Below are 20,698 nucleotides of genomic sequence, written 5' to 3'. Positions count from 1 at the left end.
GTTGATGTGGCCGGGCAGCGGCGGCGCGATGATTGCGAAATGCGCCAGGATCAGCCCTGGACGATGAGCTTGACCTTCTCGCCCGGCCTCAGCTCCGGCTTCGGGTCTCGGTCGTTGAGCATCAGGAAGGCCTCGATCTGGTGGTCCGGCACGGCCATCTGCCGCGCCATCGACGCGATCGTCTGGCCGGGGCCGACGGTTACCACGTCGATCTTGCGCGGCCTCAGGCTCGCCGCTTCCATCGGCGAGAGCAGGCGGAAGGAGTTGACCAGGGCATTGATCGCTTGGTCGTTGCCCGCCGGACCGGCGAGGATGAAGTGGAAGGCCTCGCGCCCGCGGGCCTGGAAGGTGGCGACGGTGACCTGAGCCTGTCCCCCCTGGGACTGGATGAGGGCGGGCACGAAGATCGTGTCGAGGCCGTTGACGACCGCGCGCTGCGGTTCGCCGATGCGGGCGCTGCTGGCGGTCTGGCCGAGCACTTCCTTGAGAAGAAGCTGGGTGTAGGCCGGAAGGCCGCCCGGCGGCAGCACCCCGCCGCCGAACTGGCCCCGCATTTCCTCGCCGTCGATCAGCACGGCGCGGGGATTGTTGGTGAGGAAGAAGCCGGGCGGCGCCTCGAAAGTGATCCCCATACCCGGATGGGCGAAGCGGCGGCCGAGCACGAAGCCCTGCTCGGGATCGTCCGCCCAGATCAGCCCGTCCACCTGGCGGAGGAACCGGTCCTCATATTCGGGGAGCACGTCGGGACCGTGACCGGTCGCCTCGGCCTGGCGGTTGGCGCGCTTGATGCGATCCTCGGTCAGCGGATGGCTGCGCGCCCAGGCGGGAATGGCGCTCGCCTCATCCATGTTGCGGGTCTGCGCCATGTAGGTGTCGTGATCGGCGAGCGATTCCAGCATGTCGGCGGCCGCATAGGGATCGTAGCCGGCCTGGGCGAGGTAGCGGATGCCGAGATCGTCCGACTCATATTCCTGCTTTCGCGAATAGCTGAGCGTGTAGAATTGCGCGGCGCGGCCGGCCATGTTGGCGAGCGTCTCGGAGCCGGTGAGGACGCCGACCGCAAGCGCGCCTAGGCCGCTCCAGATCGAACGCTTCTGGCGCCGCTGGCTGTGATTGGCGACGATATGGCCGATCTCGTGGCCGATCACCGAGGCGAGCTCGGCCTCGCTGTTGACGATGCCGAACAGGCCGCGCGTGACGTAGATGTAGCAGCCCGGCACGGCGAAGGCGTTGACCACGTCGGTGTTGACCATGGTGAAGGTGCACTGGCCGGACAGGCCGGCGGCATCGGCGAGCGTGCCGCCGAGGCGCTTCACATAGGCCGCTTCAGGACCGGTCCATTCGCCGCCGAACTCGGCGAGCAATTGCGGGTGCTGCTTCTCGGCGAAGGCGCGCTCCTCGGCGGTGACGTTGGGGGTGTAATCGGGGGTGGTGCCGGAGCCGCAGCCGGCCAGCAACAGGGCGGTGGCGGCGAGGGCGGAAACGAGCTTGCGAGTCATGCCTGTCGTCAGATGGCCGGATAACGGAGGCGGCCGAGGAAGCGGCTGAGGCTGGGCAGGCGCGAGCGGCTGCCGCGCCAGCTCGCCTTGAACTTCTCGAAGCGCATGACGTCGTCGATGCGGCGGTCGAGGAAGCCGCGGGTGGTGACGAGCCCCTCCGTGTCATCGTCGAGGAAGACGAGCATCGTCGCGCTGTAGAGACCGGCGAGGATGGTGCGCTTGGAATAATGGTTGAAGTCGGTCGAGGTGTCGCCGGCGATGCGCCACATCCGGTCGGCCGCGCGCCAGGCGAGGCGGGGGCCGGTGAGGCCCTGGACCGGCTGGGCGAGGATGGCGAGCGCGCGGCGGAGCGCCTCCTTGTGCGGGTTGATCACCTCGATCCGGAACAGGACGAGGTCGCGGATGCGCTCGCGGATCTTGAGCTTGGCGATGCGCTCGAGCGGGTACGCGCGCGCCATGGCGAGGTCGATGGCGTCGAACCAGGCGTCGATCATCTCGACTGCACCCCCCGGGAAGCAGAGCCGTGCCCGCTCCGCCGGCACGCCGAGCTCGGAGGCGGCCATCGTGATCGCCTTGTCGCCCCAGCCGTCGAACACCGCGTGGCCCGGCAGCAGCGGCGCCAACGCCCGCCGCAGCTCGTCCAGCGTCATATCCTCGGGGGCGATCGGGGCGGTTTCGCTCATCGGCTCTCCGCCCGCTAGATGATGCGCCGACGGGCTCAACGCAAGTCCGCCGGCTCGCGCTCGGGCAGCCGGATCAGCACCAAAGCGGCGCAGATCAGGACCGCGCCCACGAAATCGGTCGTGCTGAGGCGCTCGTCATAGGCCAGCCAGCCGTTGACCGCGGTGATTACCGGCTGCGTCAGAAGCCCAAGCCCGACCACTAGGGGGCTCAGATGGCCGACCGCATAGACGAGCAGCCCCTGGCCGATCACCTGGCTGCCGAGCGACAGCAGGATGAGCGGAGTCCAGTCGCGGGGCATGACCTGCTCGCCCAGCGCGAGCGCGAAGAGCAGGATGGGGAGGGCGCCGGCGATGGTGGCGAGCGCGAGCACCGGCATCGGCGCCAACGTCCTGCGCGCGCGATCGATGACGATGAGGTAGAGGCAGTAGAAGAGCCCGGCGAGGATAGCGAACAGATCGCCTTCGAAATGCTCGGCCGAAAGCTCGTAGCTGGAGCCGAGCAGCAGGCCGGCGCCGACGATGGCGAGGACGAGCGCGCCGATCTGCACCTTGCCCGGCAGCGCTCGGGCGATGATGAAGCCGTAGACGGGGAAGATGAGGCTCGCCGTGTTGCCGAACAGTGTGGCATTGGCGAGCTTGGTGCGGACGATGCCGTAATGCCAGGCGGCGAGATCGGCGGCGAAGAAGACGCCCCCGAGTGCGATCACGCCCGCCATGCCCCAGCCGACCGCGAAGCTCCCCTTGCGCCCGACGCGCATGAGCAGCAGCAGGAACGGTATCGCCAGCGCGAGCCGCCAGAATCCCGCCGCGACTGGCCCCACGTCCGACAGCCGCACCATCCACGGCCCGAAGGCCAGGAAGATATTCGCCACGATCAAGGCGGCGAAGGCGTAGCGGCCGGCGCGGGGAGAGCTGGGAGGAGAGGTGTCGTCCATTCCGGACGCGCCCTAGGGGGCGCGCGTCGCGGAGGGCAAGCTAGACTTGGGCGAAGGCGCGCACCGGGAAGGTGCCCATGCCGGCAATCTTCGGCGGCACGGCGGAGAAGCGGAAGCCTTCGTCGGGAAGTGCGCCGATATTGGTCATGTGCTCGACGATCGGGATATTGGCGGCGAGCAGGATCGAGTGGACCGGCCGGGCGCGGGCGCGGGTGTCGTCGATATTGTAGCTGTCGATGCCGACCAGCCTGGCGCCCTTCTGGACGAGGAGATTGGCGGCTGCGGCGGTGAGGAAGGGGTGGTTCTCGAAATAGCGGTCGGTGCGCCAGTGCTCGTCCCAGCCGGTATGGAACAGGACCGCCTTGCCGCGCACCTCCAGCCCGGCGACGTCGGGCGCATCGATCGCGAGGCCCTGCACGTGCGGCGCGCGGACGACTTGGCCGTCCAGCATGGCGAGCGAGGCGAGGTCGAGCTGGGAGAGGTCCGCGCCCTCGGCGTAGCGGTGGAAGGGGCTGTCGAGATAGGTGCCGGTATTGGCGACCATGTCGATCCGTCCGATCTGGAAGGTGGCGCCATCGTCGTAGAGCGCGGCCGAGGCCTCGCGCGTCCAATAGTCGCAGATGAGCGGCGCCGGCAGGCCCTTGTAGGTGACCATGCCATGCTCGATCACGTGGCTGAGATCGACGAGCTTCTTGCCTTCAGGATCCGCCATAAGGTCACCGCTCCGATCAGCATCCATATCACGTTGAGCGCGGCAGACGGGATCGCTCCGTGATAGCCGCTGTTGATCACGAAGCCGGCCGCGCCGACCAGGTTCATCCACTGGAAGGCCTGTGACTGGCCGGTCAGATGTCCCGTTGACACCAGCAGATAGGCGGCGAGGATGAGCCCCGCGCCCGCCCAGCCGGCAATCTCGATGAGGAGCTCGGGCAGGCTCACCAGCTCGCGCCGTCCACTTCGCGCACCTCGACGTCGGCGAGCGCGGCCGGATCGAGCAGGCGGGCATTCACGCCCATCCGCGCGTGCGGCGGCGGCGTGAGCGGCTCCCAGTGGGTAGCGACGCCGCAAGTCCGGCAGCGCAGCGTCTTGAGGAAGGGCTCGCCGATGTCTTCGCGTGTGTATTCATCGAACGTGCCGGCGATCTCGATCTCGTCGGACGCGTAGTAGATGCCGCGAAAGCCCGTTTTCGCGCACAGGCTGCAATTGCACTGGGTCACGAAATCGGGCGTGCGCGGCAGTCGGATGGTCGCGCGGCCGCAATGGCATGCGGCCACGAGGTTCACGCGGCGAGCTTCCTCAGCACATAGTGCAGGATGCCGCCGGCGCGGAAATATTCGAGCTCGTTCAGGGTGTCGATGCGGACTCGGGCGCGGAAGCTGGTGCGGCTGCCGTCGGCGCGGGTGACCTCGACATCCACTTCCTGGCGCGGCTGGAGATCGGCGACGCCGGTGACGGTGAAGCTCTCGTCGCCGGTGAGGCCGAGGCTGTCGCGATTCTCGCCGTTGAGGAACTGGAGCGGCAGCACGCCCATGCCGACGAGGTTCGAGCGATGGATACGCTCATAGGTCTCGGCGATGACGGCGCGGACGCCCAAGAGGTTGGTGCCCTTGGCCGCCCAGTCGCGGGAGGAGCCGGTGCCATATTCCTTGCCGGCGATCACGACGAGCGGGGTGGCGCTCGCCTTGTAGAGCATCGCCGCGTCGTAGATCGGCATGACCTCGCCAGTGGGGATGTATTTGGTGACGCCGCCTTCGATGCCGGGGGTCATGGCATTCTTGATTCTGATATTTGCGAAGGTGCCGCGCATCATGACTTCGTGGTTGCCTCGGCGGGCGCCGTAGCTGTTGAAGTCGGCGCGGCTGACCTGATGTTCCGTCAAATATTTTCCGGCGGGGCTGTCGAGTTTGATGGCGCCGGCGGGGCTGATGTGGTCGGTGGTGATCGAGTCGCCGAAGATGGCGAGGGGACGTGCGCCGACGATGTCGGTGAGCCCGGCCGCGGTCATGCTCATGCCTTCGAAATAGGGCGGGTTCTGGATGTAGGTGCTGGTCGCGTCCCAGGCATAGGTGGCGCCGCCGGTGACGTCGATCGCCCGCCACTGCTCGTCGCCCTTGTAGACGTCGGCATAGCGCGCCTTGAACATGTCGGCGTTGACATGCTGGTCGATGAGGGCGCGGACCTCGGCGTTGGTCGGCCAGATGTCGCGCAAGTAGACGTCGGCGCCGTCGCGGTCCTTGCCGATCGGCGACTGGACCATGTCCTCGGTGACTGTCCCCTTCAGCGCATAGGCGACGACGAGCGGCGGCGAGGCGAGGTAATTGGCGCGCACGTCAGGGCTGACGCGGCCCTCGAAATTGCGGTTGCCGGAGAGGACGGAGGCGGCGACGAGGTCGTTGGCGTGGATCGCCTTGGAGATATGCTCCGGCAGCGGCCCCGAATTGCCGATGCAGGTGGTGCAGCCATAGCCGACCAGATCGAAACCGATCGCGTTCAGATCCTCGGAGAGGCCGGCGCGGTCGAGATAGTCGGTGACGACCTGCGAGCCCGGCGCCAGGCTGGTCTTTACCCAGGGCTTGCGGTCGAGCCCCTTCTCCCGCGCCTTTCGGGCGACGAGGCCGGCCGCGACCAGCACCGACGGATTGGAGGTGTTGGTGCAGCTGGTGATCGCGGCGATGACGACGTCGCCATGGCCGATGCCGTGGCCGTCGCAGGAATAACGCTCCGCCATCGCCTCGCGGTTGACGCCATATTCCTTCTGCACCGACGCGCAGAATTCCTCGTCCACCTGGCTCAGCAGCACCTTGTCCTGCGGCCGCTTGGGACCGGCGAGCGAGGGCTGAACCGAGGACATGTCGAGATCGAGCGTGTCGGTGAAGATGGGGTCCGCCGCGCCCGCATCGAGCCAGAAGCCCTGCTCCTTCGCATAGGCCTCGACGAGCGCGATCTCGTCGTCGGGGCGGCCGGTGAGGCGGAGATAGTCGAGCGTCTTGTGGTCGATGCCGAAGAAGCCGCAGGTCGCGCCATATTCGGGCGCCATGTTGGCGATGGTCGCGCGGTCGGCGAGGCTGAGCTCGGAGACGCCCGGGCCGTAAAATTCGACGAAGCGGCCGACCACGCCCTTCTTGCGCAGCATCTGGGTGACGGTGAGGACGAGATCGGTGGCGGTGATGCCTTCGCCGAGCGTGCCGGTCAGGCGGAAGCCGACCACTTCGGGGATCAGCATCGACACCGGCTGGCCGAGCATCGCCGCCTCCGCCTCGATCCCGCCGACGCCCCAGCCCAATACGCCGAGGCCGTTGACCATCGTGGTGTGGCTGTCGGTGCCGACGAGCGTGTCGGGATAGGCGACTTCCTCGCCCGACGGGTCGCGCGAGGACCAGACGGCGCGGGCGATATTCTCGAGATTGACCTGGTGGCAGATGCCGGTGCCGGGCGGCACGACCTTGAAATTGTCGAACGCGGTCTGGCCCCATTTGAGGAACTGGTAGCGCTCGATGTTGCGCTCATATTCCAGCGCGACGTTCTTCTCGAACGCCTTGGGGGTGCCGAACTCGTCGACCATCACGGAGTGGTCGATGACGAGGTGGACGGGGACCTGCGGGTTGATGCGGGTCGGATCGCCGCCGAGCTTGGTGATCGCATCGCGCATCGCGGCGAGATCGACGACGCAGGGGACGCCGGTGAAATCCTGCATCAGCACGCGCGCCGGGCGATACTGGATCTCCCGTTCAACCTTGCCCTTATTGTCCTGCCAGTCGACGATCGCCTGGATGTCCTCGCGGGTGACGGTGATGCCGTCCTCGAAGCGGAGCAGGTTTTCGAGCAGCACCTTCATCGAGAAGGGCAGGCGCGAGACGTCGCCGAGCGCGGCGGCGGCCTTCGAGAGCGAGTAATAAGCGTAGGAGCGGCCGCCGACGTCGAGCGTGGAGCGGGTGTTCAGGCTGTTGTTGCCGACGGCGGTCATAGCGGGGCCCCCTTACGTATATTCAGCTGGCGTAGGATCGGCTGGGCTGTAGCAATTGGGTCGTCCTCGGGAAAGGCTTTGACATCGACACCTGAAATCATCCGTTTGGGACCTATATAGGTGTCTGACTCCGCCTAGCGCGGCGGGAACAGCGCCATCTGGATTCGAGTGAGGAGCAGCAAGTATTTGGTTGCCAGCTCCTCTGAGCCAATCAAGCGAAGCAGCCCAGACGTGACGATCACGAAAACGACGAGCGGCAGCAAGACTGGCATTAGCAGCAGGATCAAGACGTAGCGCACTCGCCGTTCTCTGTTCTCAGCTCATGAGGTCGAGGATCTCGGCATACTTATCTAGTAGAGACCGAAGCTTATCCACGCCCTGCCTGTCGATGTCAGCCGTGATTTGCAGCCGGTTGCTGGACGACATGAAGATCTCAATTGGGTTGGGCTTCTTCTCGCCGCCAGTGTCCGCGTCATCGCGCTGAGTCTTCGTGCCTGCGCCATGGTCCATCACTGTCACTTGCTCCATCGGCAGCGCACCCTTCTCGCCTTGCACAGAGACAAACCAGCCACGCTCCGCATCGCGAAACACCTCCGTCACAACCCTCGGCAGATCGAACTGGTCCATCCCATTGACGGTGGCTTGGACTCTGTCGCCGACCCTTACGTTCTTCGGGGCCTCTTCTGACACCTCCACGTGCGTTTCTGGAACATGCGCAGAACGAAACAGATCGGGGTTGGGCTTAGGCTTGTGATCTCCGTTCTGGTTAATAGGCTCCTTCTTAGCAGAACCGCTAACTTTGAGGAAGGCGAGATTGTCCTTGTAGACGCCAAGCGCACTCCGAGCTGACTGGTCGTTGAGGTGTATGACCGTCTTGAGGTGCGACCGAGCTACCGCGTCATCGATCGTGCCGAACTCCCACTGCTCCAGTAGGTAGTTCATGAGACTGGGCTTGGAGGCAAACTTGGCGCGGAGGCGGTTCTTGTCCTCCTCAATCTCTGTCAGGAAATAGTGACGCGCTTCCGCCGTGAGCTTCACGGAACGATCGTCCTTGGCGCCCTCGTCCTCCAGTAAGCCATATTGCTTGAGTGCGCCGACTGTCTGGAAGCCACCGCTGCTCTTGTCGGAGTAGCCCCAGGCCGCGAATGCCACCGGCATCTTGAGACCCTTGTTGTTCTTATCGTTTTCGAAAATCTGTTGCGCCCGCTCTAGGGCTTTGGACAGGTTGATGAACGGGAACCGCCCCGAAGGTAGCTTAGCCATGGTTTGTTCTCCTGCAGACGGGAGAACTGATACACGAGTGCGGGCTCAATTTCAACAATCGCCTGAACTGAGATGGTGACCCTTGGCCGAGGCTTGCGCGGGCGGCGCGGGTACGATACCACCGTTCTTGGACAAGCGCCCGTAGACGGCGCAGGTGCCGGATCGGAGGATCGTCTATCGAGTAGCGAGTGCCCCCAGAATCGGAAACGCCGCCCCGGCTAGGGGGCGGCGTCCGAGTCGCCGATGGCTAAACCGGTTACCTCTGTCTGCCCTGAGAGAATCGCATTTTCGGCCATCAAATGCAACCCACTCCGTAGAGGAGACGGGCCGATGGTCTTCGTCGCCGCCTACTACCGCATCCGCTTCGGCCGGATCGAGCACGTTAGCGCGCACTGGCGCTCCCGGTAACGGGTAGGCCAGTCCGCTAAGTCTTCCCCTTCGGGCGGGGAGGCTCGTCGTCAACGCCTTTCGGGGTTGGGGGTCGCTTCGGCGGCCCCTCTTTTTGTCTCAGCTTAACGTTGTCCGGTAGCTCGGTAGGGTCAATCTGAATGAACCGCTCCAGCGGCTCCCCGAATGGCATATCCAGCGCCAGCGGCTCCTCTCGCTTCTGCGTCATGCGATCCGCGCCTTGTAGGTGAGGCATCCAGCAGTCTGCGCCAGCAGCGCGTTAACCCGGTCTCCTTCTGCCATCTGGCGGAGGCGCGGTGCCCGAGCGACACGTTTTCCCGCACCGTAACGGGGACTGGCGGGAAAGCTCAGCCCGTGGGGATCGCCAGCTCCACCATCAATCGGCGCAACCGCCTGATCTTGGCTTCGAGGCCTGCATCCGAGCGGCGGTCGGCTATTTCGCTGATGGGCTGGTCGATCCGGGTTGAGAAGCCCGTATAGGCCAGGCTCCAGCCGGCGAAATGGCGGCCGCTCGACTCTCTCACGTCGACGACATCCACGTCCGTATGGCGCGGGTCGGCCTCTATGCTGCGCATCAACTCGTCGACGGCTGCCGCCGATCCTTCGAGGATCTGGGCGAAGTGCAGCCTGGTGAAGACGAGTGCTCCCGTGACGTCCAGCGCCGCGTTGCGCGAGCGGGCGACCTCCACGATGGCGTCGATCTCCCCGATCTGATCCGGCATCAGCAGCGTGCTGCGACTGACATAAAGGAGCGACGTGACCACAGCTTCTCCCGAAGTGACGCCGTACCCAGACCGAACTCTATAAGTTGATCCAACAAAATGCGGAGAATTGCCAGCCCGCAATCTCAGAGACCCCCTTTCCTACAGATTACCTATTTGGTTATGGGCTTCTGCTTTGAGCGGGAGGACGAGATGGGAAGGCCGCGGGAGTTCGGGGCTGAGAAGAAGCGCCGGTTCGTGACGAAGCTGGAGCAATTGGGGTCGATCAAGGCGGCCGCGCAGGCGGTTCGGGTGGGAACCGGATCGGTTGACTGGGCGCGCAAGAACGACGCCGGGTTCGCAGCCGAGGTGGAGCGGGTGCTGGAGACGTGGCGCTCGCGCCCGCCGGCGCCGCGGGAGCGGGCGGACGGCTTCACCGCCGCCAAGCGCAGAAAATGCATCAAGACGCTCGCCAAGACCGGCTGCGTCTCCGACGCCGCGCGGGTCTCGGGTGTGTCGCGCAAGACGATCAACGACTGGCGCGCCAAGGATCCGGACTTCGACCGGCAGTGCCGGGTCGCGATCGACAAGGCCGGCGGGCATATGGAGACGCTCGCCTGGGAGCGGGGGGTGACCGGCATCGAGGACCGGTGATCCACTATGGCAAGCAGGTGGGGACGCGGATCAAGCGGTCGGACGGCATCTTCCGCATGCTGCTCACCGCGTCGAACCGGGAGAAATACGGACCGCTCCCGGGCGTCGCGGGCAGGGCCGGCGGGGCGGGCGGAGGCGGTACCAAGCCGCGCTACGAGGACTGCCTGTGCGAGCTCTCCCCGGAGGAGCGCGAGCGGCGCGGCAAGGAGGCGGCCGAGCGGATGATGGCCAAGCTCAAGCGCAAGCAGGAGCAACTGGTGAAGAAAGGCTACGTGCGGGCGCCCGACGGCCGCATCTGCCCGCCCGGCTGGGGACCGGTGACCGAGGAGGCGAAACAGCTCGCCGCGCTGCCGGCGGAGGTGTGGGAGCGCGCCAACGCGCGCGGCGTGCTGCCGTTGCCGGACGGGACCGTGCCGGACGGGACGAACGCGACCGGGTGCGGCTATTCGGCGCCTGGGGTGCGGGCGCAGCTGCCGGAGGACGGCGGATAGGATTGCGGCCGGTGAACGGGTCGCGCGGTGCAAGGAGGGGCTTGGGGACGCTGCGCCTTCAGCCGCCGAGCGATCGAGCTGGTCGATTACCGGCGAGCCGAGAAGACGGGCCTCAGTTCGGCGTGCCGCGCAGATCCGCAGGGACGCCGAGAGAGCCGCTCGAGTTCTGGGGATTACGGAGCAGGTAATTCTCGCGATCGGCGTGGAGACCCTCCGCGCGCTTGCGTTCGACCTGCCACTCGCCGGCGGTCTTGCACCGGCGCACGGCGGCAATGCGACTCGTCGACGAGCGCTCGACCTTGCAGATCACCCGGTCGTCCGACTCGGGCTTCTTATCGCCGCCCGCGAAGGATGGAGACGAAACAGCCACCAGCATCGCTACGGCAGCCGCACGACTTGCAAAGGCCTGGAACATCGGAAGCTCCCTTATTTCTCGTGAGTTGCCGCTGGTATCCCCGGCTATTGCGAAAGCGTCAAGGCGTGGCAGTCGGACCGACAGGACGAGTGGCGAGCTTCAGTCCGGTTCACGCCGGCCATAAGGACAAGCATTGCCGCTTCCGTTTGAACGGCCGGCGCCCGTTTCAACGCTTGCGCGGCACAAATCCTACGCGGCTTCCCACGCTCGCTCACACGACACGCCCGTAGCCGAACCTCCCGCCGGCAACCTCGCAAGCGCCGGCATTTCAGCGAGATCAGGGAGGGTACGACATGCACGACAAGATCAAGGAAGCGAAGAAGCTGCTCAAACAGGCCGAGGAGATGGAGGCCCGCACGGGCGGCGACTTCAGCATCGCCGCGGTGACGGCGAACTTCAGCCAGGGCACGCTCACCAATTTCGGCGATTCGCTCGACAACAATATGGCGATCAGCCGCAACGCGGCGGGCCAGATCCTGGTCAATGGCGGCGCGGTGCCGGTGCTGGGGGGCACGCCGACCGTCGCCAACACGTCGCTCATCCAGATGTTCGGCCAGGGCGGCAATGACGTCATGACGCTGAGCGAGACGAGCGGCGCGCTGCCGCGCGGCAATCTGTTCGGCGGGGCCGGGAACGACACGCTGACCGGCGGATCGGGCGGCGACCTGCTGTTCGGGCAGTCGGGCAACGACACCTTGCTCGGCAAGGGCGGCGCCGACTTCCTGTTCGGCGGCTCCGAGAACGACACGCTGACCGGCGGCGACGGCGACGACCAGCTGTTCGGCGAGAGCGGCAACGACCGCTTCATCTGGAACCCGGGCGACGACACCGACCTGTGGGAGGGCGGCGCCGGCACCGACACGGCCGAGGTCAATGGCGGCGGCGGCGCGGAGAACTTCACCGTCACCGCCAACGGCACGCGGGTGCGGTTCGACCGGCTCGACCCGGCGCCCTTCTCGCTCGATCTCGGCACGATGGAGCAGCTCGTCGTCAACATGAACGGCGGCGACGACACCTTCTCGGCGACCGGCAACCTCGCCGCGCTGATCGGCGTCACCGTCGACGGCGGCACCGGCAACGACACGATCCTAGGCTCCAACGGCGCCGACATCCTGATCGGCGGCGACGGCAACGACTTCGTCGACGGCCAGCAGGGCAACGACGTGGTCCTGCTCGGCGCCGGCGACGACGTCGCGCAATGGGATCCGGGCGACGGCAGCGACGTGATCGAGGGCCAGGACGGCTTCGACACCCTCCGCTTCAACGGCAGCGCGGCGAACGAGGTGATGGAGCTGTCGAACAATGGCGGGCGGGCGCTGTTCACGCGCAACGTCGGCAACATCGTCATGGACATGAACGACGTCGAGAAGCTCGAGATCAACGCGCTGGGCGGTGCGGACACGATTGTGGTCAACAACATGGCCGGAACCGATGTGGACGAGGTGAAGATCAACCTGTCGGGCACGTTCGGCGGCACGGCGGGCGACAATCTGGCGGATACGGTGATCGCCAATGCGTCGAACAACGACAATGTCGTTGACCTGTTCGGGGCGGGCGGCAGCCTCAGTCTGGTCGGGCTCGCTCATGTCGTGAACGTCACCGGCTCGGAAGGGGCGAACGACTCGTTCGTCGTCAATCTGCTGGGCGGCAATGACAGCTTCACGGCGACGACCGTGCCGGCGGGCGTCGCCAAGCTCGCCGTCGATGGCGGCGCGGGCAACGACACGATCCTCGGCAGCCAGGGCGCGGACGTGCTGATCGGCGGCGAGGGCCACGACTTCGTGTTCGGCGACAACGGCAACGACCTTGCCCTTCTCGGCGCGGGCGACGACGTGTTCCAGTGGGATCCGGGCGACGGCAGCGACACGATCGAGGGCCAGGACGGCACCGACCAGCTGCTCTTCTTCGGCTCCAACGTCAGCGAGAATGTCAGCATCGCCGCCAATGGCGGTCGGGCGCTGCTGTTCCGCGACGTCGCCAGCGTCACCATGGACATGGATGGTGTCGAGAGCATCATGTACCGCGGCCTCGGCGGCGCCGACAATATCGTGATCGGCGACCTCAGCGGCACCGACGTGACCGACATCGAGATCGACCTGCGCGGCCCGAACGGCGGCGGCGACGGCGCGGCCGACACGGTGACGGCCACCGGCACCGCGGGCAACGACGTGTTCGGCATTGCCGGCGACGCGGGCGGGGTGACGATCTTCGGGCTCGGCGCCCAGATCAACGTCTTCCAGGCGGAGCAGGCCAACGACCGGGTGACGCTCAACGGCGGCCAGGGCGACGACGTGATCGACGCCACCAGCCTGGAGGCGGACGGCATCCAGCTCACCATCAACGGCGGCCTCGGCAACGATGTGATCCTGGGCTCGGAGGGCGACGATCTCTTCACCGGCGGCGACGGCAACGACCTCGCCCTGATGGGCGCGGGCGACGACACGTTCGTGTGGAACCCGGGCGACGACAATGACGTGATCGAGGGCCAGGACGGCTTCGACACCATGGTCTTCAACGGCAGCAATGCCAGCGAGCAGATCAACATCGTCGCCAATGGCGGGCGGGCGCTGTTCACCCGCGATGTCGCCAGCGTCGTGATGGACCTCGACGACACCGAGTCCATCGACTTCAGCGCGCTGGGCGGTGCCGACACGATCCGGATCGGCGATCTCAGCGGCACCGACGTCAGCGAGATCAACCTCAACCTCGCCGGTGCCGGCGGGGCTGGCGACGGGGCGGCCGACACGGTGATCATCAATGCCACCGACCTGGACGACGTGGTTCTGGTGTTCGGCGACGCCGGCGGAGTGTCGGTGCTCGGGCTCGGTGCGCAGGTCAACATCACGGGCTTCGAGGCCGGGATCGACCGGCTGATCATCAACGGCCTCGACGGCGACGACGTGATCGAGGCGTCGGGGCTGGACGCCTCCGGCATCCTGCTGACGGCGGACGGCGGCGATGGCGACGACGTGCTGATCGGCGGCGGGGGCAACGACACCCTGTTCGGTGGTCTCGGCACCGACGTGCTGATCGGCGGGCCCGGCATCGACATCCTGGACGGCGGCGTCGAGGGCGACATCGAGATCCAGTCGATCGTCGACCTGTCGGCTTTCTCGGCCTCCGGCTTCGACCCGATGATGCTGCAGACCGACCTCATGATCGTCTGAGACGGGACCTCGTCTACGCCTGGACCTGGTCCTCTGGCGCCCGCTCCCAACCCCTCGGAGCGGGCGCCTTTTTTCACGTCCGTGGCGGGCGCGCGCGGCTCCATTCATCTCCGCGACATGCAACGATTAACCTTGATGCTCGTTGAGCCATTCGAAGTAGAGTTCACGAGGTATTTGAAATGGCTACCAATGTTCTGGAAGCGCGTGGCGGTTGCATCATCCCGAAGGCGGGCGTGAGGGGCTATCACATCGTCTATCGCGAGCATGAGACCAACCACTGCCCCGGCTGCGGTCACACCCATTGGTATATCGGCCGCATGATGGCGGAATGCGCCTTCTGCACCACCGCTTTGCCGCTCGAGAGCGCGCCTCTCGTCGCCGGCGGCGCCACGGTCCGCACGATCCGCGGCCCGGTCTATGGCGATCCGGCCCAGGCGTTCGCCGCTTAATCTCAGACTATCAAGTTAGGGCGGTGCGCCGAGAGGCTGCACCGCCCTTTCAACGCCGGCCCTTTTACGCGAGGGCCGGCGACCCTGCATTCTTTCCGAAAATAGACACCCCGGACTCCTCTAGGGGAACGGGTGTCGCCCCCATGTGACGCCACCATGGCTCAGCGGCACACCACTTCCTGCCGGTCAACGGCCAGAGCGAGAGCCGATCCGCCGCGCGTATTGGCCAGGTCAGCGAGAATGACCGACGCGCCGCGGTCCAACATGTCCTGGCTGATGCGGCCTGCCAGCCCGCGCTCGATCAGCCCCGTCGTCCCGTCCGGCCGCCGGCAATAATATTGGTCGTTGCGACCCCGATAGATACGATCGTCCGGCCCCAGCAGACGCGCTTCATAGAAGCGCCCGTCGCGATAATAGCGATTGGCGTAATAGGCTCGCTGGCCGCTCTCCAGCCGGTCATGATCGTATTTGCGGTATTCACGCCAGTCGCGCTCGCGGCTGAGCGGGTCAGCTTGCTGATTGTAGACGCGCAACTGCTCGCGGGGATTTGCCTGAGCCGCTGCACCGGCCGACCAGAGAGCGGTCGTCAGGAACAGAGTGGATAACCAGCCAAGCCGCATGCTGTCCTCCTCGTCCGATGAATGCACGACAGTGAGTCGCGCGACAGGTTGCAGTTAGACGACATGCCGCTCGTCCATGTCAATAACCAGCAATCGCATCAGGTTAGCGTCCGCCTATCCGCCCTTGGCAGGTGCTCGCGAACCGGCTCTCGCCTCAGCCGACGCCTTTGCGGCGCGTCGGGACTGGGGCGTTGCAGAGGTCGACGCCGCCCGCGGCGACCTGGAAGAAGGTGCCGCCGCGATTGGCGCGGCCGGTGACGTAGGCGGTGAAGGCGGGGGCGTCGGTGCGCATCACCTGATAGGCGGGGCGTTCGCCTTCGGGCATGTCGGCGGCGAGGCGGATGCGGGCAATGGGCACGTGCTGGGTCGGGTCCTTGATGAAGCCCAGCGCCTCGGTGCCGCGGGTCCGCGCGGTCATGCTCTCCATGCCTTCGAGGACGCGGCCGACGACGGCGATGTTCCGGTCGAGGTGGCGGGGGGCGTGGCCGATGATCGCGTAGAGCTCGCCGCCGGTGCCGGTGTCGGGCGCGAGATCGCGGCCGACGCCGACCATACCGTAGCAATGGGCGAGCCAGGCGCGGCCTTCTTCGGGATCGTAGCCGACCGGCCAGCCGCCGGCATGGCCGACCATCGGCGCATAGCTGTCGGGAAAGCCAAGCGCGCGGACGTCGAGGCCGGTGAGGGGGCGGTGATATTCGGCGGGCGGAGTCTTGGCGACGCCGGCTGGCAGCGGCTTGTCGCTTTCGTTGAGTCCCCATTGGACGACGTAATTGTCCTGGACGCGGTAGATGCTGGCGCCCGTCCACCAGCCGCCGCGGGCGAGGGCGCGGATGTTGGCGACATGGACCGGCGCGAAATCGGGCGCGAGCTCGATAGCGACGCGGCCGCCGTCCTTGAGGTCCATGATCAGGAGGTTCTGCGGATCGACGTCGCGCCAGTCGGTGGCGGCGGCGTTCTTGATGACCTCGGACGGCTCGGTCGCGTTCTCGACCGGCGCGGGCCGCCAGAAGGTGTAGCGCGAGGAGGCCTCCGGCTCCGCATCGGCGGCGCCCTGGGTGGTGCAGGAAGCGAGCAAGGCCGCAGCCGCGGCCGCCATCATGATGCGCACGTCTATCCCTCCTCGTCATGCCGGACTTGATCCGGCATCCACCTTCTCTCCCGACGTAAAGGGGAAGGTGGACCCCGGATCAAGTCCGGGGTGACGGGGGACGCTGTGTCACGGCCGCTGATGCCTTGCAGCGGCGACTTATTGCGTGTTGACGGTGGCCTGGGCGTTGAGATCGACGTCGTCGATCGCTTCGGCGGCGGCTTCGCCGGTTTCGCGGAAGACTTCGGCTTCGTCCTCGAGCCGTTCCTCGGTGGCGCCGGTGGCGTTCTCGGCCTGGGCCTCGAGATTCTGCGCGACATTCTCGAACGCCTGCTCGACATCCTCGGCCGCCTTGTCGTCGCCCTGGCCGCCGCAGGCTGCGAGGCCGAGGAAGGCGGCGCCGATCAGGAGGTTCTTCATAGGGGGTTCCTTGTTGCTCGGGCCGGACAACCACGCTTCGGCCGCGCAGGTTCCCGGCCGAAGGCGGAGCACGGCGAGGGAAGGCCAAAAAGAGGGCGTGCCTTCGGGGGAAGGCACGCCCGATATGCGCGCAGCTGGTCGGAGGAGTGGGCGTAAGGCTGCGCGCTAGGGGGAGGGGGCAAGGCGAGGGGTGGCGGGTTCGCCAGTCGCCTGCGACTTTTCGAGATGGAGCGAGGACAGGCGGAAATGGGCGCGCGCCGCGTCGACGCAGGTCGCGCTCAGCGCGAGGTCGAGCTCGGCCATGGCGCGTTTGGAATGGTAGTTGGGATCGTCGGCCATCGTTGCGGACCCGAGTCGTTTCCAGAACCTTCTTCATCGCAGATGCTTCCGCCCAATGCCTTTACGTGCATCAGGAAAGACGCAGATACTCTTTCACTTGGATTAGAGACGCTTAGCCGGCGCCGGCGAGCAGGTTGGGAAGGGCTGCCACGATCCGGGCGGTGTCCGAGGGCTTTTCGACGCGCGGCACATCGGCGAAGCGCTCGGGCAGCGAGGCGCTGTTATAGCCAGTGGCGATCAGGAAGGGGATGCCGGCCTCCTGAAGCCGGTCGGCGATCGGAAAGGCCATGTCGCCGCGCAGGTTCATGTCGACGACGGCGCAGTCGAAATCGCCAGCACCGACGACCTGTTCCGCGTCCTGCAGGGATCCGACCGGCCCGACCACCACGGCACCGGCGCCGCGCAGCGCCGCGGCCAGATCATCGGCCAGATAGAATTCATCCTCGATGATCAGGATGCGCGAGCCCCGCAGCCCCGACGCAGCGTCCCCGTTATCTGTCATGGACTGCGACTTTCCTGATGAACGAGCGTTACACGTTTAACATAGGTAAGCGGTGCTGGAAAAAGCCTGCGCTACGAAGGCATTGTAACCTTCTTCATGGTGAATTCCCTGGCTCTTCGGCTCCAAGCTTACACCAAGCTTTCTCAGGATGATATGGCCGCGATCGACCGGATTTCCCGCAGGGGCACCCGCGAGGTCGGCGCGCGCCGCGATCTCATTCGCGAAGGCGATCCGCCGCGCGTGGTCAACCTGATCCTGGACGGCTGGGCGTGCCGCTACAAGACGTTGCCCGACGGGCGGCGCCAGATCGTCTCGCTCTTCGTGCCGGGTGACCTGTGCGACCTCAACATCTTCATCCTGAAGGAGATGGACCATAATATCGGCGCCATCACCAGCCTGAAGGTGGCGGAGATCGGGCGCGAGGATATGGACCGGCTGATGGTCGAGCATCCGCGCATCACGCAGGCGCTGTTCTGGAACGAGCTGGTGACCGTCGCCATCCAGCGCGAATGGACGCTGAACCTCGGCCAACGCAGCGCTTATGAGCGGCTCTCGCACCTGCTGTGCGAGATGTTCCTGCGGCTGCGCACAGTCGGTCTCACCGACGGCAACAAATGCCATTTCCCGCTGACCCAGGTCGATATCGCGGACGCGACCGGCCTGACCGCCGTGCACGTCAACCGCACGCTGCAGGAGCTGCGCCGCGACAAGCTGATCGAGCTGCACAGCAAGACGCTGACCATCCTGGACCTCGAGGCGCTGAAGACGGCGGCCATGTTCAACGACAATTACCTGCATCTAAACCGGGAAGGCGCGCATTTAGACGCCAATGACTGAGCCCGCGCCTCCGTCCCCGAACCGGTTCGAGAAGGACAAGCAGGGGACAAGCGCGCGCACCGACGCCGAGAGCAGGATCGAGCAGCTTCGGCAGCAGGGCGGCATCTTCGTCGAAGCGGTGAAGGCGACCCGCATGCCGATGGCGGTCACCGACGCGCGGCTGCCGGGCAATCCGATCGTCTTCGCCAACGACGCGTTCCTCGAACTTTCCGGCTACGACATGCACGAAGTGCTGGGGCAAGCGCCGCATTTCATGGCTGGCCCCGATACGGATACGGAGGATGCGCGGGAGTTCCGCGAGGCGATCGAGCGGAACAGGGATATTGTCGTGGAGACATGGCAGTATCGCAAGGACGGCAGCCGCTTCTGCGCCTCCGTCTTCTGCCGGCCGCTCTTCGATGCGGAAGGTCGCCCAACGAACCACTTCCTCTCCTATTACGACATCACGAAACGCGTCGAAGCCGAAAAGGAGGTGCGGGAACGTGCGGCCGCGGCCGAGCGGCGCTACCTGCAGGGGCAGCGCGCATTGTCGGAGCGCGAGGAGACGCTGAGAAGCGCCCTGTCCGTCGAGACGGTGGGCATCATCTTCTGGGGCTCAGATCTACGCATCACCGAGGCGAACGATGCTTTCCTCACGATGTCCGGTTTCAGCCACGAGGAGGCGATCGGCCTCAGTTGGCGGGAACTCACGCCGCCCGAATTCCATCCAGCGTCGGAGCGCGCGATCGAACAGCTGGAGGGCAAGGGCGTGGCGACCCCTTACGAGAAGCAATATCTCCGAAAGGACGGGTCGCGCTGGTGGGGCGTGTTCGCCCCGCGCAAGACTTCGGGAGGCGCTCTCGAAGTCGTCATCGACGTCACCGATCGCAAGGCGGCCGACGAGGCGCTTCGTCAGAGCGAGGAGCGCTACCGGCTGATCGTCGAGAACGCGACCGACTATGCCATACTCATCGTGGATCCGGACGACATCATCATCGAGTGGCTGCCGGGCGCGGAGGCCGTGTTCGGCTGGTCCCGCGAGGAAGCGCTGGGCCGGCCGGGCGGCATCACCTTCACTCCGGAGGATCAGGCCAAGCGCGAGCCGGAGCAGGAGATTGCCACCGCCGCGCGGGAAGGCTGTGCGCCGGATGTGCGCTGGCACCAGCGCAAGGACGGGAGCCTCGTTTTCATCGAAGGAACGGTGACGCCGCTGCGCAACGAGGACGGAAGCATCCGCGGATTTCTGAAGATCGGCCAGGACGTATCGGAGCGGCGCAGCGCGCAGGAAGCGCTGGAGGCAAGCGAGCGGCGCATGCGGTCGCTGGCCACGGGTATTCCGCAACTCGTCTTCCGCTCGGCGAGCAGCGGCGAGCGCATCTGGGGAAGCCCGCAATGGATCGAGTTCACCGGCCTCAGCTTCGATGAAAGCCTCGGCCTCGGCTGGCTCGAAAAAGTGCATCCCGACGACCGGCAGGCGACCATGGAAGCATGGCAGGGGGTCGAGGAGCGGGGCGAATATTATGTCGAGCACCGCATCTTCCACGCGGCGACCGGAGAGTGGCCTTGGCATCAGACGCGCGCCGCGCCGCTCCGCAACGATGATGGGAAGATCGTCGAATGGCTCGGCAGCTCGACCGACGTCGAGGAGCTGCGCCAGCTCCAGCGTCACCAGCAGACGCTGCTCGCCGAGCTCCAGCACCGGGTGCGCAACACGCTGGGCGTGGTGCGCTCGATCGCGCGGCGGACGGCGGAGCGGAGCAGCAGCGTCGACGAGATGTCCTCGCATCTCCAGGGGCGTCTCGACGCCTTCTCGCGCGTCCAGGCGGTCGTCACTCGCAATCCCGAGAGCGGGATCGACCTCGCCGCCCTAATCGAAGACGAGCTGCTCGCCCATGCCGCGCGAGAGGGCGAGGCGCTCCGGATCGAGGGACCCGATGTGAGCCTGAAACCGCGTTCGGCCGAAACGATCAGCCTGGCGGTGCACGAGCTCGCCACCAATGCCGTCAAATATGGCGCGTTGAGCGCGGAGCATGGGCGGATCGCCGTCACCTGGGAACGGGTGAAGCCCGACGGCAAGGAACTGCTGCGGCTGGTGTGGGAAGAAAATGGTGTGGAGGTGCGCGCCGAAGAGCCGGAGCGTCAGGGATTCGGCCTCGAGCTGCTGCAGCGGACCCTGCCTTACGACCTGCGCGCAGAGACACGGGTCGAATTCCGTCCCGAAGGCGTGCGATTCGAAATGGCGGTGCCGCTCGGGCCCGACGTGCTCGCGGATTAGCGCCTCCGGC

22 protein-coding genes are annotated in these 20,698 nt (G+C 66.1%); 6 read left to right on the top strand and 16 right to left on the bottom strand.

What is annotated here, in order from left to right; genetic code table 11:
• Positions 1-50 precede the first annotated feature (50 nt).
• From AC5JBD_RS16380 to AC5JBD_RS16335, 10 genes are all read right to left on the bottom strand, one after another.
• Complete coding sequence (locus AC5JBD_RS16380) at positions 51-1,499, bottom strand: M48 family metalloprotease (protein ID WP_495722892.1); 1,449 nt, start codon at positions 1,497-1,499, stop codon at positions 51-53.
• An 8-nt stretch (positions 1,500-1,507) separates the two neighbouring features.
• Positions 1,508-2,182, bottom strand: coding sequence for a COQ9 family protein (locus tag AC5JBD_RS16375; RefSeq protein WP_495722891.1), 675 nt, complete (start codon positions 2,180-2,182; stop codon positions 1,508-1,510).
• 35 nt (positions 2,183-2,217) lie between these two features.
• Positions 2,218-3,117: a DMT family transporter gene (locus tag AC5JBD_RS16370; RefSeq protein ID WP_495722890.1), complete on the bottom strand. Its 900-nt coding sequence runs from the start codon at positions 3,115-3,117 to the stop codon at positions 2,218-2,220.
• 40 nt (positions 3,118-3,157) lie between these two features.
• Positions 3,158-3,829 (bottom strand): cyclase family protein, encoded by a 672-nt coding sequence (locus AC5JBD_RS16365; RefSeq protein WP_495722889.1) that lies wholly within the window; start codon positions 3,827-3,829, stop codon positions 3,158-3,160.
• Entirely contained in the window at positions 3,784-4,056 is a 273-nt protein-coding gene (locus AC5JBD_RS16360; protein WP_495722888.1) for a CBU_0592 family membrane protein, read from the bottom strand. The genes AC5JBD_RS16365 and AC5JBD_RS16360 overlap by 46 nt, the downstream gene beginning before the upstream one ends.
• A complete protein-coding gene (locus AC5JBD_RS16355) occupies positions 4,053-4,400 on the bottom strand; it encodes a GFA family protein (RefSeq protein ID WP_495722887.1) in 348 nt (115 codons plus the stop codon). The genes AC5JBD_RS16360 and AC5JBD_RS16355 overlap by 4 nt, the downstream gene beginning before the upstream one ends.
• Entirely contained in the window at positions 4,397-7,081 is a 2,685-nt protein-coding gene (gene acnA, locus AC5JBD_RS16350) for an aconitate hydratase AcnA (protein WP_495722886.1), read from the bottom strand. The genes AC5JBD_RS16355 and acnA overlap by 4 nt, the downstream gene beginning before the upstream one ends.
• A 134-nt stretch (positions 7,082-7,215) precedes the next feature.
• On the bottom strand, positions 7,216-7,368 hold the full coding sequence (locus AC5JBD_RS16345) for a hypothetical protein (protein ID WP_495722885.1): 153 nt from the start codon (positions 7,366-7,368) through the stop codon (positions 7,216-7,218).
• Positions 7,369-7,396: 28 nt separating this feature from the next.
• Positions 7,397-8,344 carry a hypothetical protein gene (locus tag AC5JBD_RS16340; RefSeq protein WP_495722884.1) on the bottom strand — a complete coding sequence of 316 codons (948 nt, stop codon included), beginning with the start codon at positions 8,342-8,344 and terminating at the stop codon, positions 7,397-7,399.
• A 755-nt stretch (positions 8,345-9,099) separates the two neighbouring features.
• Entirely contained in the window at positions 9,100-9,516 is a 417-nt protein-coding gene (locus AC5JBD_RS16335; RefSeq protein WP_495722883.1) for a BLUF domain-containing protein, read from the bottom strand.
• A 150-nt stretch (positions 9,517-9,666) separates the two neighbouring features.
• On the opposite strand from AC5JBD_RS16335, the gene AC5JBD_RS16330 reads away from it, so the two are divergent.
• Entirely contained in the window at positions 9,667-10,107 is a 441-nt protein-coding gene (locus tag AC5JBD_RS16330) for a hypothetical protein (protein WP_495722882.1), read from the top strand.
• Positions 10,104-10,598: a hypothetical protein gene (locus AC5JBD_RS16325; RefSeq protein ID WP_495722881.1), complete on the top strand. Its 495-nt coding sequence runs from the start codon at positions 10,104-10,106 to the stop codon at positions 10,596-10,598. Before AC5JBD_RS16330 ends, AC5JBD_RS16325 begins: the two co-directional genes overlap by 4 nt.
• Before the next feature lie 112 nt (positions 10,599-10,710).
• Here the strand turns inward: AC5JBD_RS16325 and AC5JBD_RS16320 are convergent, their stop codons facing one another.
• Positions 10,711-11,013, bottom strand: a complete 303-nt coding sequence (locus AC5JBD_RS16320) for a hypothetical protein (RefSeq protein WP_495722880.1) — start codon at positions 11,011-11,013, stop codon at positions 10,711-10,713.
• A gap of 293 nt (positions 11,014-11,306) precedes the next feature.
• On the opposite strand from AC5JBD_RS16320, the gene AC5JBD_RS16315 reads away from it, so the two are divergent.
• A complete protein-coding gene (locus AC5JBD_RS16315; RefSeq protein ID WP_495722879.1) occupies positions 11,307-14,180 on the top strand; it encodes a beta strand repeat-containing protein in 2,874 nt (957 codons plus the stop codon).
• 179 nt (positions 14,181-14,359) lie between these two features.
• Entirely contained in the window at positions 14,360-14,629 is a 270-nt protein-coding gene (locus tag AC5JBD_RS16310) for a hypothetical protein (RefSeq protein WP_495722878.1), read from the top strand.
• Positions 14,630-14,790: 161 nt separating this feature from the next.
• Here AC5JBD_RS16310 and AC5JBD_RS16305 read toward each other — a convergent pair whose 3' ends face one another.
• The 5 genes from AC5JBD_RS16305 to AC5JBD_RS16285 all read right to left on the bottom strand — a co-directional run bounded on the left by AC5JBD_RS16305 (position 14,791) and on the right by AC5JBD_RS16285 (position 17,597).
• Positions 14,791-15,249: a glycine zipper 2TM domain-containing protein gene (locus AC5JBD_RS16305; protein WP_495722877.1), complete on the bottom strand. Its 459-nt coding sequence runs from the start codon at positions 15,247-15,249 to the stop codon at positions 14,791-14,793.
• A gap of 154 nt (positions 15,250-15,403) precedes the next feature.
• On the bottom strand, positions 15,404-16,348 hold the full coding sequence (locus AC5JBD_RS16300) for a peptidylprolyl isomerase (RefSeq protein WP_495723004.1): 945 nt from the start codon (positions 16,346-16,348) through the stop codon (positions 15,404-15,406).
• Positions 16,349-16,495: 147 nt separating this feature from the next.
• Entirely contained in the window at positions 16,496-16,756 is a 261-nt protein-coding gene (locus AC5JBD_RS16295) for a hypothetical protein (protein ID WP_495722876.1), read from the bottom strand.
• 165 nt (positions 16,757-16,921) lie between these two features.
• Positions 16,922-17,095: a hypothetical protein gene (locus tag AC5JBD_RS16290; protein WP_495722875.1), complete on the bottom strand. Its 174-nt coding sequence runs from the start codon at positions 17,093-17,095 to the stop codon at positions 16,922-16,924.
• Between the two features lie 112 nt (positions 17,096-17,207).
• On the bottom strand, positions 17,208-17,597 hold the full coding sequence (locus AC5JBD_RS16285; protein WP_495722874.1) for a response regulator: 390 nt from the start codon (positions 17,595-17,597) through the stop codon (positions 17,208-17,210).
• 153 nt (positions 17,598-17,750) lie between these two features.
• Here AC5JBD_RS16285 and AC5JBD_RS16280 point away from each other — a divergent pair, with 153 nt between their 5' ends.
• Positions 17,751-18,434 carry a Crp/Fnr family transcriptional regulator gene (locus AC5JBD_RS16280; RefSeq protein WP_495722873.1) on the top strand — a complete coding sequence of 228 codons (684 nt, stop codon included), beginning with the start codon at positions 17,751-17,753 and terminating at the stop codon, positions 18,432-18,434.
• On the top strand, positions 18,427-20,688 hold the full coding sequence (locus AC5JBD_RS16275) for a PAS domain S-box protein (protein WP_495722872.1): 2,262 nt from the start codon (positions 18,427-18,429) through the stop codon (positions 20,686-20,688). The genes AC5JBD_RS16280 and AC5JBD_RS16275 overlap by 8 nt, the downstream gene beginning before the upstream one ends.
• Positions 20,689-20,698: the final 10 nt, after the last annotated feature.

The organism is Allosphingosinicella sp. (genome assembly GCF_059502505.1).
The sequence above is the reverse complement of the archived record's forward strand: the minus strand, read 5'-3'. Positions and strand labels throughout refer to the sequence as shown.